The sequence below is a fragment of the Micromonospora sp. NPDC049049 genome (assembly GCF_040649115.1).
Classification (GTDB): Bacteria; Actinomycetota; Actinomycetes; order Mycobacteriales; family Micromonosporaceae; genus Micromonospora.
This window is the reverse complement of sequence record NZ_JBEZEX010000005.1, coordinates 239,425-253,874: the sequence shown is the minus strand read 5'-3', so window position 1 is coordinate 253,874 and position 14,450 is coordinate 239,425. Positions and strand designations below refer to the sequence as shown.

The following is a 14,450-nucleotide window of genomic DNA, read 5'->3' as shown; positions in this document are numbered from 1 at the left end:
GACTCACACCAGGTGGTCGACCGCGCGTTGCGGCCGGGGCAACCCGCTGTGGTGGCCGTGGTCCTGGTCGGCCAGCGCGCCGGCGATCAGGATGTCGATCAGGGCGGCGAAGCCGATGCCGGCCTGCTGCCAGATCTGCGGGAACTGGGACGCGGCGGTGAAACCGGGGAACGTGTTGACCTCGTTAACGATGGGCTCGGGTGACCCCTCGGTGGGCAGGAAGAAGTCGACCCGCAGCAGCCCACGGCAGTCGAGGGCCTGGAAGGCGCGAATCGCCCGGTTCTGAAGCACCTCGGTGGTCGCCGCGTCGAGCGGGGCGGGAATCTGGAAGGTCGCCCCGCCGTCGTACTTCGCGTCGTAGTCGAAGAAGCCGGCGCCGGTCACCCGGATCTCCAGCGGCGGACCGGCCTGCACCCGGCCGTCCGGGTGCTGGAGGACGGCCACGTCGATCTCGCGTCCCCGCGCCCCCTGCTCGACGAGCACCTTCGGGTCGACCTGGCGGGCCTGCTCCAGCGCGGCGGGAACTCCCGCCCAGTCGTCCACCCTGGCGACGCCCAGGCTGGACCCGGCACGGGCCGGCTTGACAAAGACCGGCAGCTCGAGCCGACGCTGGTCCTCGGCCGACAGGGCCTCACCGGGACGCAGGGTCACCCCCGGGCTGACCCGCAGACCCTCCGCCGCGAGGAGCCGCTTGGTGACCCCCTTGTCCATGCCGGCGGCGCTGGCGAAGACACCGTTGCCGACGTACGGCACGCCGAGCCACTCCAGCAGCGACGACACGGTGCCGTCCTCGCCGTACGGGCCGTGCAGGGCCGGAAACACCACGTCCTGGGCGCGCAGGACACGCAACGCAGCGGGCAGGGGCGTCGGTCGACCGCCGACGTGCCACCCGCCGTCGCGGTCGATGAGCACCTCGGTGACCTGGTACCGCTCACGGTCCAGGTGGGCGAGGATGCTCGCCGCCGAACGGCAGGACACGTCGTGCTCGCCGCTCTGCCCGCCGTACAGCACTGCCAGTCGGGTTGTCATGAGTTCCGTGCCCTTCCATGGAGGTGCTCGCGGGCCACCCGGGCCCCGATGCCGGTCAAGATCTCATGTGGGTTGGTGTCGGCCCAGCGGGCCCACTCGACGACCGTCGGAGGGTGCTGGTCGCCCTCGGCCGGGCCGAACACCACGACCGGGTCGCCGATCGTCACGGGAAGATCCCCGGCGTCGACAACGCACTGGTCCATGGCGATGCGCCCGACGATCGGGCATCGCCGGCCGGCGAGCCACACCGAGGCGCTGCCACCCGCGGCCCGGGGCAGCCCGTCGGCGTAGCCGAGCGGCAGCAGCGCCAGCGTGGTCGGTGTGCCGGTCACGTGGTCGGGCCCGTAGGACACGCCCGTGCCGGCCGGCACCCGCTTGACGTTGACCACGCTCGTCCGCAGAGTCATCGCGGGGTGCAGCCCGAACGCACCCGGACCGCTCACGCCGAACGGATCCACGCCGTAGAGGGCGATCCCGATCCGGCAGAGGTCGAATCGGGTCCGCGGTGCGGAGAGCGCGGCCGCCGAGTTGGCCAGGTGGACGAGATCGGGGTCCAGGCCGGCCGACCGTGCGGTCCGCAGCGCCTCCTCGAAGATCGCCACCTGACGGGTGAGCGCCGGGGCACCCGGCAGATCGGCGTCGGCGAGATGGGACCACACCCCGCGCACCCGGATCCCGCCCTCTCGTTCGTACTTGCGGGCCCAACCGACCAACTCGGGCCAGTCGTCCCCGGCGGCCCCGTTGCGGGACAACCCGGTGTCCGCCTTGAGCTGCACCATCGCCGGTGCGCCGAGCAGGCGGGCCGCGTCGGCGACGGCGTGCAGGTGCGTCGTCGTGGACACGCCGACGTCGACGCCGTTCTTGATCAAGATACCGAAGTCGTCATCCGGACCGTGCAGCCAGCTCAACGTGGGCGCTGTCACCCCCGCCTCGCGCAGGGTCAGCGCCTCGGCCGTCGAGGTCACTCCCAGCCAGGAGGCGCCGGCGCGCAGCGCGGCCCGGGCCACCTGCACCGCCCCGTGGCCGAACCCGTCGGCCTTCACCACCGCCATCAGTCCGGTGCCGGCGACCGACGCGATCGTCCGCACGTTGCTGGCGATCGCGTCCAGGTCGACCAGGGCTTCGGCGAGGGCGCTCATCCGGCCGCCTCCACCGTGCGCCTGCCGGGCAGCGCGAACAGCCAGCCCGCGCGAATCGCCAGCAGCCCGCGGTGAACGGCCAGGCTCAGACCGATCACCAACCCGCTCAGCAGAATCGGATAGCCGAGCACGATCAGGCCCTGAGCGGACCCACCCAGCCCGGAAACCGGTACGAGCAACAACCGGTGCAGCAGGGCCAGGACCGGCATGTGAATGACGTAGATCGGCAGGGTGATGCGGCCGAGCCTAGCCAGCGGTTCGCTGAGCGCCGACCACCGCGACAGCCGGGCAGCGGCGGTTATGCCGAAGATCACTGCCACCACCGAGACCGCCGGCCATACTCCGAACCACTGCTGGGCGCCGGTCACCGCCATCGCGGCGAGCGCCAGGACGTAGCCACCCGAGGTCAGCAACAGCCGGCGGCGGCTGGCGGTGGCGGCCCACCGCTGGATCTGCGGCCGCAGGTACAGACCGGCGAGGAAGAAGACCAGGTTCTGGTAGAGGCCGGCGCGGTTGCCCGGGGTGTCGAGCACACCGGCGGCGGCGACGGCGGACAACGCGGCGGCGGGGGCCAGGACCAGCGCCCGGGGCACCCGGCGGGTCACCTTGGAGATCGTGAAGTACAGCGCCAGGGCGTACAGGTACCAGAGGTTGGACGGCGTGACGGTGAGCTGCTCCAACAGGCCGAGCGCCGAGGTGGCCCGGTCGGTCGGCAGTTCCGGCGCGGCGGCGAGGACCACGGTGTGGATCAGCAGCCAGACGGCGTACAGGTAGAGGAAGCCGGCGATCCGGCTGCGGGCGACGACCCGCCACGGCCGCTGGGCGGCGTTCGCCGCGAAGACGCCCGAGATGGTGAAGAACAGCGGCATCCGCAGTGGCAGGAACTGCTCACCCAGCGTTCCCCAGAAGCCCGGCACCGGTACGCCGACGTGCCAGTCGATCTGGAGGTAGTCCTTCACGACGACGTGCCACAGGACGACGAGGACGATGCAGACGCCCTTCGCGGCGTCCGCCCACTGCGCCCGGTGTGATCCGGCGGCGGCGGGCGCGGAGGCACTGGCGGGTCCGGTCCGTTGGCGGTGGCGAGACCGGACGCGCGTCGCGTCGGGCTCCAGTTCGGCGGGCCGGGACCTGGTGGGCTGTGGGATCACGCACCGAAAGCTGCCAGCCGGATATCCGCACGTGATCCACGAATTGTCATGATCAGGTAATGGACGGCGCAGGACCCGATCCGTAGGCGGTTCCGAGCCGCCCCCGGCGCACGTCGGACGGCACTAGGCTCGTTGCGGAGGTGCCGAACATGAAGCTCGGACTGCACTACTGGAACTACTCGATCCCGGCCGACCCGGCGGCGATCGCGCCGACCCTGGCGCAGGCGGCGACAGTCGCGGAGCAGGCCGGGGTCGCGTCGTTCACGGTGATGGACCACTTCTTCCAGATGGACGCGGTGTTCGCGGCCGAGGAGCCGATGCTGGAGGCGTACACCACCCTCGGCTACGTCGCGGCCATGACCCAGCGGATGACACTGGGCGTACTGGTCACCGGCGTGATGTACCGCTACCCGGGGTTGCTCGCCAAGACCGTGACGACCCTCGACGTGCTCTCCGGCGGCCGGGCCCGCCTCGGCATCGGCGCCTCCTGGTACGAGCGGGAGCAGCTCGGGCTGGGTGTGCCGGTCGTCCCGGTGGCCGAGCGGTTCGAGCGGTTGGAGGAGACGCTGCGCGTCTGCCTTCAGATGTGGAGTGCCGACGACGGCCCGTTCAACGGGAAGCACTACCAGCTCGCCGAGACCATCAACTCGCCGCAGCCGTTGAGCCGTCCGCGTCCGCCCATCATGATCGGTGGTGGCGGCGAGAAGAAGACACTGCTGCTGGTGGCCCGGTACGCCGACGCCTGCAACCTGTTCGGCCGCGGTGGCATCGACGACATCGCCCGCAAGCTGGATGTGTTGCGCGGGCACTGCGCCGCCGAGGGCCGCGACTACGACACCATCGAGAAGACTGTGGTCGCCGCCCAGGCGCCGCTGGACGACACCGACGCGTTCCTCGCCGAGGTGTCCGAGTACGCGGCGCTCGGGGTGAGCGAGGTGCAGGTGACGCCGGATCGGGACCCGGTCGAGTTCGCCCGGCGGCTCGGCGACGAGGTGCTGCCCCGGTTGGCCGACATCGGCTGATTCCGCCTCGCCGATGACGGCGGGGACGAGCCGGATCCCATGCGATGGTTGGAATCGACGAGGGCCGTCCTCCCGGTGGTGCGGAGGACGGCCCTCGTCGGTGGTTCGGTCAGGCGACCGCTGCGGGGAATCGTTCCCAGACCCGGTGCGCGGCCATCAACTGCTGCACCGCGGTCAGCGCCTCGGCGCCCGAGCCGGCCGCCACGACGCCCGGGGTGCCGGCGACGCTGGCCTGCTCCAGCACGGTGACGCCGGCGCCCCAGGCGCCGATCGCCTTGGAGTGCCGCCAGCACTCCTCGACGAGCAGCAGCACGCGGGGGTCCACGGTTGTCCGGTCCGGCGTGCCCGCCTTGTCGTCGCGGGCGGGCAGGGCGTCCGGTGCGGGTGTCGGCGCTCCGGCCAGCAGGATCACGTCGAACTCGACCGACCTGCCGGTGGCGAAGGTGCGCTGCACCGGCAGGTCGCCCACCATGCCGCCGTGCGGGGCGATCAGCAGCGGCACCATGCCGGCGTCGAACACGGCCCGGCGGACCTCGTCGACGCCGTCCAGGTCGCCGTCGGGGTCGACGACGATCCCGACCACGCGGCCGTCGCTCGGCCACTCCCGACCGACCTGCGACAGCGCCGGGCTGGGCGTGACGTCGGGGAGCGGCACGGTCGGTTGGGGTGCGGGCAGGCCCAGGCCGGTGGCGACCTGCTCGCACAGCACCGGGTCGATGTTGGCGAGGCTCTGCAGCTGACGCTCCTTGATCGCCTGGTGGTAGCACTTGCCCAGCTCGAAGGTGTACGCCCGGATGATGTGTTCCTTCTCGACCGGCGACATGCTCAGCCAGAACAGGCGGACCTGGCTGTAGTGGTCGTCGAACGAGGCCGGGTTCGCGCGTACCTTCGGTGCCTGCGCGACGGCGACCGGCACGTCGACGAAGGCCTGCTCGGCGTCCCCGGCGGGGAACGGGTTGCCGCCGTCGAGCGAGTTCGGCCGGTACGGTGCGACGCCGGCGTGCACGGCGTGCTGGTGGAAACCGTCGCGCAGCATGTCGTTCACGGCGGCGTGCGGACGGTTGATCGGGATCTGCGTGAAGTTCGGCCCGCCCAGCCGGGTGAGCTGCGTGTCGAGGTACGAGAAGAGCCGGCCCTGCAACAGCGGGTCGTTGGTGACGTCGATGCCCGGGGGCAGGTGACCGAGGTGGAAGGCGACCTGTTCGGTCTCGGCGAAGAAGTTCGTCGGCGTCCGGTTGAGCACCAGCCGCCCGATGGGCTGCACCTCGGCCAGTTCCTCCGGCACGATCTTCGTCGGGTCGAGCAGGTCGATGTCGGCGAAGGTCTCGTCGGGAGTGTCCGGGAAGACCTGGATGCCCAGCTCCCACTCGGGATACGCGCCGGCCTCGATGGCGTCGTAGAGGTCGCGTCGGTGGAAGTCCGGGTCGATGCCGCCGAGCAGCTGGGCCTCCTCCCAGGTCAGCGAGTGCACGCCCAGCTTCGGCTTCCAGTGGAACTTGGCCAGCACCGTCTCCCCGACCTCGTTGACGAGGCGGAAGGTGTGCACGCCGAAGCCCTCCATCGTCCGGTACGAACGCGGAATGCCCCGGTCGGACATGTTCCAGATGGTGTGGTGCTGCGCCTCGGTGTGCAGCGACACGAAGTCCCAGAAGGTGTCGTGGGCGCTCTGCGCCTGCGGAATCTCCCGGTCGGGGTGCGGCTTGCCGGCGTGGATGATGTCCGGGAACTTGATCGCGTCCTGGATGAAGAAGACCGGCATGTTGTTGCCGACCAGGTCGAAGGTGCCCTCGTCGGTGTAGAACTTCGTAGCGAAGCCACGGGTGTCGCGGACCGTGTCGGCCGAACCCCGCGAACCGAGCACAGTGGAGAACCTGACGAAGACGTCGGTCTCCCGGCCCTTCTTGAGGAAGCCGGCACGGGTGACCGCCTCGGCGGTGCCGTACGCGGTGAACACCCCGTGCGCGCCGGCGCCGCGGGCGTGCACCACACGCTCCGGAATGCGCTCGTGGTCGAAGTGCGTGATCTTCTCGCGTAGGTGGTGGTCCTGGAGGAGCACCGGGCCGCGCGGGCCGGCCTTGAGCGAGTGGTCGGTGTCGCGCAGCCGCGCCCCGTTCGCGGTCGTGAGGTAGGCCCCCTGCTGACCGTTCGCGGTCGTCGGCGCGCCGGTCTCGGCGCCGGTCGGCGTACGCGTCTGCGGTGCCCCCTGTTCTGGCTTCGGCGGCAGCGGGTCGTGCGGCGTCGTCGGCTCCTCGACGGTCGGTGGCGCGCTCCCCGGCGCACCGGGGACAGCTGGGCTGAGGGCGTCGGCGATCTTTCCTGAGGCGGTCTTCACGGCGTTCTTGACCGCCTCGGCGGGCTTGCTGGAATCCACTGAATGAACCTCTCCATGGCACGTGGGCGGGCCGGCGCCTGCCCTGCTACCCCTGGTCAGAGGGTCGAAACACGACTGATCTCGGCATTTCACGTCGGGACTGGTGATTTCGCCGATGCCGGGATCGGCGGAGCAGCCAAAACTGACACACGTCGATATCCCTCGACTCTAGGGAGTGCCCGACGTGTCCTCACCAACCACCACCCGTCCCCGTTCCGTCACAGCCCGTGCCACCCGGCTCGCGTTGGCCGCCGTCCTGGCCGCCGGCGGTGCCCTGGCCGGGTCGTCCAGCGCCGCCCAGGCCGCCGGCCCGTACGAGCGCGGCCCCGCCCCGACCACCTCGATCCTGGAGGCCAGTCGCGGACCGTTCGCCACGGCGTCGCAGAGCGTGTCCTCGCTGAGCGTCACCGGCTTCGGCGGCGGCGTCATCTACTACCCGACCAGCACCAGCGAGGGCACCTTCGGCGCCATCGCCATCTCGCCCGGCTACACAGCGGCCTGGTCCAGCATCAGCTGGCTCGGACCGCGTATCGCCTCGCACGGTTTCGTGGTGATCGGCATCGAGACCAACACTCGGCTGGACCAGCCGGACAGCCGGGGCCGGCAGTTGCTCGCCGCGCTGGACTACCTCACCGAGCGCAGCTCGGTGCGCACCCGGATCGACAGCAGTCGACTCGCTGTGGCCGGCCACTCCATGGGTGGCGGGGGCAGCCTGGAGGCGGCCTCGTCGCGGCCGTCGTTGCAGGCCGCGGTGCCGCTGGCACCGTGGAACCTGGACAAGAGCTGGTCCGAGCTGCGGGTGCCCACGCTGATCGTCGGTGGCGAGAGCGACAGCGTCGCGCCGGTCTCGTCGCACTCGGTGCCCTTCTACAACAGCATCCCGGCCTCCGCCGAGAAGGCGTACCTGGAGCTGAACGGGGCGAGCCACTTCTTCCCGCAGACCACGAACACGCCGACCGCGCGGCAGATGGTGGCCTGGTTGAAGAGGTTCGTCGACGACGACACCCGCTACGAGCAGTTCCTCTGCCCCGGACCGAGCGGCTCGCAGATCCAGGAGTACCGCAACACCTGTCCCAGCGCCTGACGGCGGTCACGGGGCGGTCGCCGATGGCGGCCGCCCCGTCCACGTGCGTGAAGGGGGCATTGAAGGTCTTGACGGCTAACCCGAGAAACGTACACTGCGAGTGTAAATAAACACCCGCCACGACAGAGGGATGGGTGATGGAGCGCGGCCTCGAACTGCACCACATCGGCGTCCGTTTCGGCGGCCTCACCGCCCTCGACGACGTGTCCCTGCGGGTGCCACCCAACCGGGTGGTGGGCGTCATCGGGCCCAACGGCGCCGGCAAGACGACGCTGTTCAACGTGATCTGCGGCTTCGTCGCGCCGGAGACGGGCTCACTCACCCTCGACGGCCGGCCGCTGCGGCCACGGCCGCACCGGCTGACCCGGCTCGGCATCGCCCGGACCCTCCAGGGCACCGGGCTCTTCGCCGGGCTGAGCGTGCTGGAGAACGTGATGACCGGCGCTTCGCACACCGCCCGTGCCGGCTTCGTCCCGGCACTGCTCGGGCTGCCGGCCAGCGACCGCGACGAACGCCGGCTGCGCGCGGACGCCCTGGCCATCCTCGACGAGCTGGGCATCGCCGAGCACGCCGGGGCCGCGCCGACCACCCTGCCCTTCGCCGTACGCCAGCGGGTCGCCCTGGCCCGCGCGCTCGCCGCCCGCCCCCGGCTGCTCCTGCTCGACGAGCCGGCCGGTGGCCTCGGGGCGGACGACATCGCCGAGCTGGGGGAGCTGGTCCGCCAACTGCCCCGGCGGGACACCGATCCCTGCGCCGTGCTCCTGGTCGAGCACCACATGGACCTGGTGATGGCCGTCTGCGACGAGCTCGTGGTGCTCGACTTCGGCCGGGTCATCGCCGCCGGCACCCCGGACGAGATCCGCGACGACCCCGCGGTCACCGACGCGTACCTCGGTGCCACCGTCGAGGAAGAGGTCTCCCCATGAGCGGCACCGAACTGCTCGTCGTGCGAGGGCTGGTCGCCGGTTACGGCGCCGCGCCCGTGTTGCGGGCCATCGACCTCACCGTCCCGGCCGGCACCATCGCCGCTGTCGTCGGTGCCAACGGCGCCGGCAAGACCACTCTCCTGCGGGCGCTCTCCGGCATGATCCGTCCGGCCGCCGGCCAGGTCCTGCTGGCCGGCGAGGACCTTCGCGGTACGCCGGTGGAGCAGCTCGTCCGACGCGGCATGGCGCACGTCCCGGAGGGTCGGGGCGTGATCAGCGAGCTGACCGTCGACGAGAACCTGCGGCTGGGCGGGCTGTGGCGGCGCGACCGGGCCGACGCCGGGCGGGCCCTCGACGAGGTCTACCAGCTCTTCGAGCCGCTGGCCCGACGCCGCCGGCACCTCGGTCACCAGCTCTCCGGCGGCGAGCGGCAGATGCTGGCGCTCGGTCGGGCCCTGGTCGGCCGACCCCGCCTGCTGCTGCTGGACGAGCCGTCGCTCGGCCTGGCGCCCCGGGTCGTCGCCCGGACCATGGCCCTGCTCCGCCAACTGCGCGACCGCACCGGCCTGACCGTCCTGCTGGTCGAGCAGAACGTGCGCAGCGCGCTCGCCGTCGCCGACCAGGGCGTCGTGATGTCCCTCGGTCGGGTGGTGATCGCCGCCCCGGCGGCACGGCTACGCGACGACGTCGACCTGCGCCACGCCTACCTCGGTTTCTGACCACCATCTCGTCCCCCGGAGGGAGGACTGTTGGACCGCTTCGTCTTCCTCACCGTCGACGGCCTGTCCCGCGGCGCGGTGTACGCCGCGTTCGCGCTGGCCCTGGTGCTCATCTGGCGGGCGGCGCGGGTCGTCAACTTCGCCCAGGGGGCGATGGCCGTCGCCGCCGCGTACGTCGCCTACACCGTCAGCACCGCCACCGGTTCCTACTGGCTGGGCTTCGTGGTCGCGATCGTCGCCGGCCTGCTGCTCGGCGCGCTGGTGGACCGGGTGGTGATGCGGCACGTCGATCACGCCTCACCGCTCAACCCGGTGATCGTCGCGCTCGGGCTGGTGCTGCTGATCCAGGCCGTGCTGGGAATGGTGTACGGCAGCGAGTTCCGCCCCGCCGAGGCCCCGTTCAGCCGGTCCGCCCTCACCGTGGGCGGCGTCGCCGTGCTGTCCCCGTACGACCTGTTCGTCTTCGCCACGATCGGCGTGGTCGTCAGTGGTCTGGCCTGGATGTTCGCGCGTACCCCGGTGGGGTTGCGGATGCGCGCGGCGGCCTTCGCTCCGGAGGTCTCCCGGCTGCTCGGGGTCAACGTCGGTGGGATGCTGACCCTCGGTTGGGCGCTCGCCTCCGGGGTGGGCGCGCTGGCCGCCATGCTGGTCCTGCCGACCGAGCTGGGCCTGCACCCGCACGCGATGGACCTGGTGTTCGTCTCGGCGTTCACCGCGGCGGTGGTCGGTGGGCTGGACAGTCCACCGGGGGCGGTGGTCGGTGGGCTGGTGGTGGGGTTGCTGCTCTCCTACGTGAGCGGCTACGCCGGCAGTGACCTCACCCCGCTCGCGGTGCTGGTCCTGCTGCTGGCGGTGCTGCTGGTCCGGCCCGGTGGGCTGTTCGCCCCGGTCGTGGCGAGGCGGGTGTGAGCGCCACGAAGGCGGCTGTGCCGCCGAGAGAGCAGCTCGACGACCCGGCCGGTCGGCCGGTCGACCGGCGACGGGGCTCCACCCTGCTGCGCCACCTCGCGGTGGTGCTGGCCGCCGGGTTGCTACTGGTGGCGGTCAGCTACTCCGTCGAGCCGTTCCGCAACTTCCAGCTCGCCACGGTGGCCGCCTACCTGTGCGCGACCGCCGGGCTGACCGTCCTCACCGGGCTCAACGGTCAACTGTCGCTCGGGCACGGCGCGCTGATGGCCACCGGGGCGTACACGGTGGCGCTGTGCCAGACCGCGTTCGCCGACCGGGGGATGACCGGCGGCTGGCTGTTGCCGCTGTCGTTGGCCGCGGCGATCGTCAGCACGGTCGCGGTCGGCGCGGTGGTCGGTGTGGCAGCGGCCCGGCTGCGCGGCCCCTATCTGGCCGGGCTCACCCTCGCGGTGGCAGTGGTGGTGCCGGCGCTGGCGGTCACCTTCGACGGCGTGTTCAACGGCGAGCAGGGGCTGTCGGTGCCGGTGGAGCCGCCGCCGCTGTCGCTCGGCCCGTACTTCCCGTACGAGCGGTGGCAGCTCTGGGTCACCGGCGCGGCCACCCTGCTCGCGTTGCTGCTGCTGGCGAACCTGATCCGCAGCCGGTACGGGCGGACCTTCCGGGCGGTCCGCGACGACGAGGTGGCGGCCCGCCTCGCCGGCATCCACGTGGCCCGCACCCAGGTTCTCGCCTTCGTGGTCAGCGCCGCCACCGCCGGGCTCGGCGGCGCGCTGCTGGCGGTGCTCGCGCAGAGCGTCTCACCCGGCGCGTTCTCGCTGACCCTGTCGCTGTTCCTGCTGATGGCCGTGGTGATCGGTGGCCTGGGTCGACTGACCGGCGCGCTCTGGGGGGCGGTCCTGCTGGTCGCCCTGCCCGATCTCACCCACTCGCTGACCGGGATGCTCACGCTCTCGCCAGCGGTGGCGCAGCGGATGGAGGGCAATCTCCCCCTGGCGATCTTCGGACTCACCCTGATCGTCGTCATGATCGCCGCCCCCGGCGGTGTGCAGGGTCTGCTGTCGCGTCTCGGCCGGGCGTTGCTGGCCAGGCGGCCGACCCGGCGTTCCTGAGCTGTCCTCGGTCCGGCCTCGGCCGGGCGCCCCACCACCACACCGTTCCCCAAAAAACCGGACCGAGAAAGGTCGGTGTCTCCCATGCACCGTAAAGCGCATCGCGGCCTCGCGATCGCCAGCACCCTTGCCCTGCTCATCACCGCTGCCGGCTGTAGCGGCGACGACGGCCCTGGCTCCGGCGGGGCGTCGGCGCCGGGCGTCACCGGCACCGAGATCGTCGTCGGCACCCACATGCCGCTGACCGGGCCGGCCTCGGCCGGCTACTCGAAGATCGCCCCGGCGACGAAGGCGTACTTCGACTACGTCAACGCCAACGGTGGCGTGCACGGCCGCAAGATCACGTACAAGATCATGGACGACGGCTACAACCCGGCGAACACCCAGCAGGTGGTCCGCCAGCTCGTCCTCCAGGACAAGGTCTTCGCCATCCTCAATGGTCTGGGCACGCCGACGCACACCGGTGTGCTCGACTTCCTCAAGAGCAACCGGGTGCCCGACCTCTTCGTCGCCTCCGGCAGCCGCAGCTGGGACCAACCGGACAAGTATCCGGGCACGTTCGGGTTCAACCCGGACTACACGGTCGAGGGCAAGATCCTGGCCAACTACGCGAAGGCGAACCTGGCCGGCCAGAAGGTCTGCTTCCTCGGGCAGGACGACGACTTCGGCCGGGACAGCCTGGCCGGCGTGGAGAAGGTGCTCGGCGCCGGTGCCGTGGTGGCCAAGCAGACGTACGTCACCAGCAACACCAACGTGGCGCCGCAGATCGGCGCGTTCAAGGCGGCCGGCTGCCAGGTCGTCGTGCTCGCCACGGTGCCCGGCTTCACCGCGCTCTCCGTCGGCACGGCGGCGCGGCTGGGCTTCAAGCCGCAGTGGCTGGTCTCCAACGTCGGCGCCGACCACCCGACCCTGGCCAAGCAGCTCGGCGCCGCGGCGCCACTGCTGGAGGGCATGGTCGGCACCAACTACCTGCCGATGCAGAACGACACCGCCAACCCGTGGGTCCAGCTCTTCACGAAGATCAACAAGGAGCACAACGGGGACGCGCCGTTCGACGGCAACACCGTCTACGGGATGTCGGTCGGCTATCTCTTCGTGCAGACGCTGCTCGCCGCCGGCAAGGACCTCACCCGGGAGAAGGTCCTCGACGCCGTGCAGAAGGGCGGCTTCCAGGGCCCCGGGCTGGTGCCGCTGCGCTTCTCCGCCACTGACCACTCCGGGTACGGCGGCCAGCGGTTGAGCCGGGTGACCGGGGGAGTGCAGACCTACTTCGGGCCGGCGTACGAGACGGACGAGGCGGACGGGGCGGTCAACGAGTACACCGTCACTCCGGCTGCGCCCCCGGCGAACGGGGTGCCGACCGTCTCCTGAGGCTCCGCAGCCCCGACGTCCGACCGGGCGTGGTCCCGCCTGACCACGCCCGGTCGGACGGCTGCGCGCGTGCTGCCGGCGCGGCCTGCCGGCCGACCGTCGAGGGCGTTGACCGATACCGATCGATACTCCTACTATCTGCACCGTGAATGCATATTCGGGCCGGCTCGCGGGCCGGGTCGCCATCGTCACCGGCGCCAGTCGCGGGATCGGTCTGGCCATCGCCCAACGCCTCGTCGCCGAAGGCGCCCGGGTGGGCCTGACCGCCCGCCGCCCCGAAGGGCTGGCCGAGGCGGTCGCCACACTTGGCGGCCCGGCACACGCCCTCGCGGTGCCGGGCCGAGCCGACGATCCCGAGCATCGGGCCGCCGCGGTGCGTGCGGTGACCTCGGCGTTCGGGTCGGTGGATCTGTTGGTCAACAACACCGGCATCAACCCGGTGCACGGCCCGCTGGTCGAGCTGGACCTGGCCGCGGCCCGCAAGATCCTCGACGTGAACGTGGTCGCCGCGCTCGGCTGGGTGCAGGAGGTCTGCGCCGCCGGCATGAGCGAGCGCGGCGGCTGCGTCGTCAACGTCTCGTCGATCGCCGGGCTCGGTCCGTCACCCGGCATCGCCTGCTACGGGGTCAGCAAGGCCGCGCTCAACCACCTCACCGCCAGCCTCGCCGTGGAGCTGGGCCCGACGGTCAGGGTCAACGCGGTCGCTCCCGGCGTGGTGAAGACCCGCTTCGCCGCCGCCCTCTACGACGGACGGGAGGCCGAGGTCGCCGCGCGGTACCCGCTCGGGCGCCTCGGTCTGCCGTCTGACGTGGCCGGCGCGGTCGCCTTCCTGGCCTCCGACGACGCCAGTTGGATCACCGGGCAGACCATCGTCTGCGACGGCGGCGTCTCGCTGACCGGCCGGGCCGGATGACGGCGTCGGCGGAGCGTCCGGAGCCGCTGATCAACGGCTGTCTAGACTCGGCGGTGTGTCGGGGGACGCCGTGGCGGTGAGGGGGCGAGGGCGGATGGACGCAGTCGATGTGGCGGGTCGGGTCGACGGGCGTACCGCCCGCGCCGAGCGCACCCGCGCCGCCATCGTCGAGGCGCATCTCGCGCTCATCTCCGAGGGCGACCTCCGCCCGACCGGGGAGCGCATCTCCGAGCGGGCCGGCATCTCGCTGCGCACCCTCTGGACCAACTTCAAGGACATGGAGACGCTCTTCGAGGCCAGCGGCGCGGAGGTGCTCCGCCAGCAGGACGCCGCCCACCGGCCGATTTCACCCGGGCTGCCGTTGGCGAAGCGGGTCGACGCGTACTGCCGGCAGCGGGCTCGCCTGCTCCAGCTCATCGCGCCGTCGGCGCGGGCCGCCCAGATGCGTGAGCCGGTCTCCGAACAGCTGCACCGCAACCGTCTCAAGCACATCGAACGGGTCCGCGACGAGGTCGAGGAACTCTTCGCCGTCGAGTTGGCCGAAGCCGGGGCGGGACGGGAGCAGTTGCTCAACGCCCTGGTCGTGGCGAGCACCTGGCAGGCCTGGTCGATGCTGCGCTACGGGCTCGGTCTCGGCGTGGACCAGGCCCGCGCGGTGATGGCCCGGACCGTGGGCGCTCTGCTGGCCGAGGTCGCGCCCGACTGAT

General features: G+C 71.6%; 13 protein-coding genes. 9 read left to right on the top strand and 4 right to left on the bottom strand.

The genetic code is table 11. The features are described from left to right. Positions 1-3: 3 nt before the first annotated feature. Genes AB0B68_RS08370 through AB0B68_RS08360 form a run of 3 tightly spaced genes read right to left on the bottom strand, consistent with a single transcriptional unit; the run spans position 4 to position 3,319 of the window. Positions 4-1,029 carry a D-alanine--D-alanine ligase family protein gene (locus tag AB0B68_RS08370; protein WP_357195876.1) on the bottom strand — a complete coding sequence of 342 codons (1,026 nt, stop codon included), beginning with the start codon at positions 1,027-1,029 and terminating at the stop codon, positions 4-6. Further along, a complete protein-coding gene (gene alr, locus AB0B68_RS08365; RefSeq protein ID WP_357258596.1) occupies positions 1,026-2,168 on the bottom strand; it encodes an alanine racemase in 1,143 nt (380 codons plus the stop codon). The genes AB0B68_RS08370 and alr overlap by 4 nt, the downstream gene beginning before the upstream one ends. Then, the gene (locus AB0B68_RS08360; protein ID WP_357258593.1) at positions 2,165-3,319 is read right to left on the bottom strand and encodes an acyltransferase; all 1,155 of its coding nucleotides are present in this window, start codon (positions 3,317-3,319) and stop codon (positions 2,165-2,167) included. Before AB0B68_RS08360 ends, alr begins: the two co-directional genes overlap by 4 nt. 149 nt (positions 3,320-3,468) lie before the next feature. On the opposite strand from AB0B68_RS08360, the gene AB0B68_RS08355 reads away from it, so the two are divergent. Beyond that, entirely contained in the window at positions 3,469-4,341 is an 873-nt protein-coding gene (locus AB0B68_RS08355; RefSeq protein WP_357195867.1) for an LLM class F420-dependent oxidoreductase, read from the top strand. A gap of 109 nt (positions 4,342-4,450) precedes the next feature. Here AB0B68_RS08355 and AB0B68_RS08350 read toward each other — a convergent pair whose 3' ends face one another. Beyond that, complete coding sequence (locus tag AB0B68_RS08350) at positions 4,451-6,712, bottom strand: catalase (RefSeq protein ID WP_357258590.1); 2,262 nt, start codon at positions 6,710-6,712, stop codon at positions 4,451-4,453. 184 nt (positions 6,713-6,896) lie between these two features. Here AB0B68_RS08350 and AB0B68_RS08345 point away from each other — a divergent pair, with 184 nt between their 5' ends. The 8 genes from AB0B68_RS08345 to AB0B68_RS08310 all read left to right on the top strand — a co-directional run bounded on the left by AB0B68_RS08345 (position 6,897) and on the right by AB0B68_RS08310 (position 14,449). Beyond that, a complete protein-coding gene (locus AB0B68_RS08345) occupies positions 6,897-7,796 on the top strand; it encodes an alpha/beta hydrolase (RefSeq protein WP_357195861.1) in 900 nt (299 codons plus the stop codon). Positions 7,797-7,933: 137 nt separating this feature from the next. Next, positions 7,934-8,722 carry an ATP-binding cassette domain-containing protein gene (locus AB0B68_RS08340; RefSeq protein WP_355006583.1) on the top strand — a complete coding sequence of 263 codons (789 nt, stop codon included), beginning with the start codon at positions 7,934-7,936 and terminating at the stop codon, positions 8,720-8,722. Beyond that, positions 8,719-9,441, top strand: a complete 723-nt coding sequence (locus AB0B68_RS08335) for an ABC transporter ATP-binding protein (RefSeq protein ID WP_357258587.1) — start codon at positions 8,719-8,721, stop codon at positions 9,439-9,441. The genes AB0B68_RS08340 and AB0B68_RS08335 overlap by 4 nt, the downstream gene beginning before the upstream one ends. Before the next feature lie 30 nt (positions 9,442-9,471). Further along, positions 9,472-10,350 carry a branched-chain amino acid ABC transporter permease gene (locus tag AB0B68_RS08330; RefSeq protein WP_355006585.1) on the top strand — a complete coding sequence of 293 codons (879 nt, stop codon included), beginning with the start codon at positions 9,472-9,474 and terminating at the stop codon, positions 10,348-10,350. Next, positions 10,347-11,459 carry a branched-chain amino acid ABC transporter permease gene (locus AB0B68_RS08325; RefSeq protein ID WP_355006586.1) on the top strand — a complete coding sequence of 371 codons (1,113 nt, stop codon included), beginning with the start codon at positions 10,347-10,349 and terminating at the stop codon, positions 11,457-11,459. The genes AB0B68_RS08330 and AB0B68_RS08325 overlap by 4 nt, the downstream gene beginning before the upstream one ends. 84 nt (positions 11,460-11,543) lie before the next feature. Continuing rightward, entirely contained in the window at positions 11,544-12,830 is a 1,287-nt protein-coding gene (locus AB0B68_RS08320) for an ABC transporter substrate-binding protein (RefSeq protein ID WP_357258583.1), read from the top strand. A gap of 145 nt (positions 12,831-12,975) precedes the next feature. Further along, positions 12,976-13,743: an SDR family oxidoreductase gene (locus AB0B68_RS08315; RefSeq protein WP_357258580.1), complete on the top strand. Its 768-nt coding sequence runs from the start codon at positions 12,976-12,978 to the stop codon at positions 13,741-13,743. A gap of 94 nt (positions 13,744-13,837) precedes the next feature. Then, a complete protein-coding gene (locus AB0B68_RS08310; RefSeq protein WP_357203488.1) occupies positions 13,838-14,449 on the top strand; it encodes a TetR/AcrR family transcriptional regulator in 612 nt (203 codons plus the stop codon). Position 14,450: the final 1 nt, after the last annotated feature.

Coding starts and splice junctions, on each gene's coding strand:
- AB0B68_RS08340 (WP_355006583.1), top strand. CDS start 7,934: ATGGAGCGCGGCCTCGAACTGCACCACATCGGCGTCCGTTTCGGCGGC.
- AB0B68_RS08355 (WP_357195867.1), top strand. CDS start 3,469: ATGAAGCTCGGACTGCACTACTGGAACTACTCGATCCCGGCCGACCCG.
- AB0B68_RS08320 (WP_357258583.1), top strand. CDS start 11,544: ATGCACCGTAAAGCGCATCGCGGCCTCGCGATCGCCAGCACCCTTGCC.
- AB0B68_RS08370 (WP_357195876.1), bottom strand. CDS start 1,029: ATGACAACCCGACTGGCAGTGCTGTACGGCGGGCAGAGCGGCGAGCAC.
- AB0B68_RS08335 (WP_357258587.1), top strand. CDS start 8,719: ATGAGCGGCACCGAACTGCTCGTCGTGCGAGGGCTGGTCGCCGGTTAC.
- alr (WP_357258596.1), bottom strand. CDS start 2,168: ATGAGCGCCCTCGCCGAAGCCCTGGTCGACCTGGACGCGATCGCCAGC.
- AB0B68_RS08310 (WP_357203488.1), top strand. CDS start 13,838: ATGGACGCAGTCGATGTGGCGGGTCGGGTCGACGGGCGTACCGCCCGC.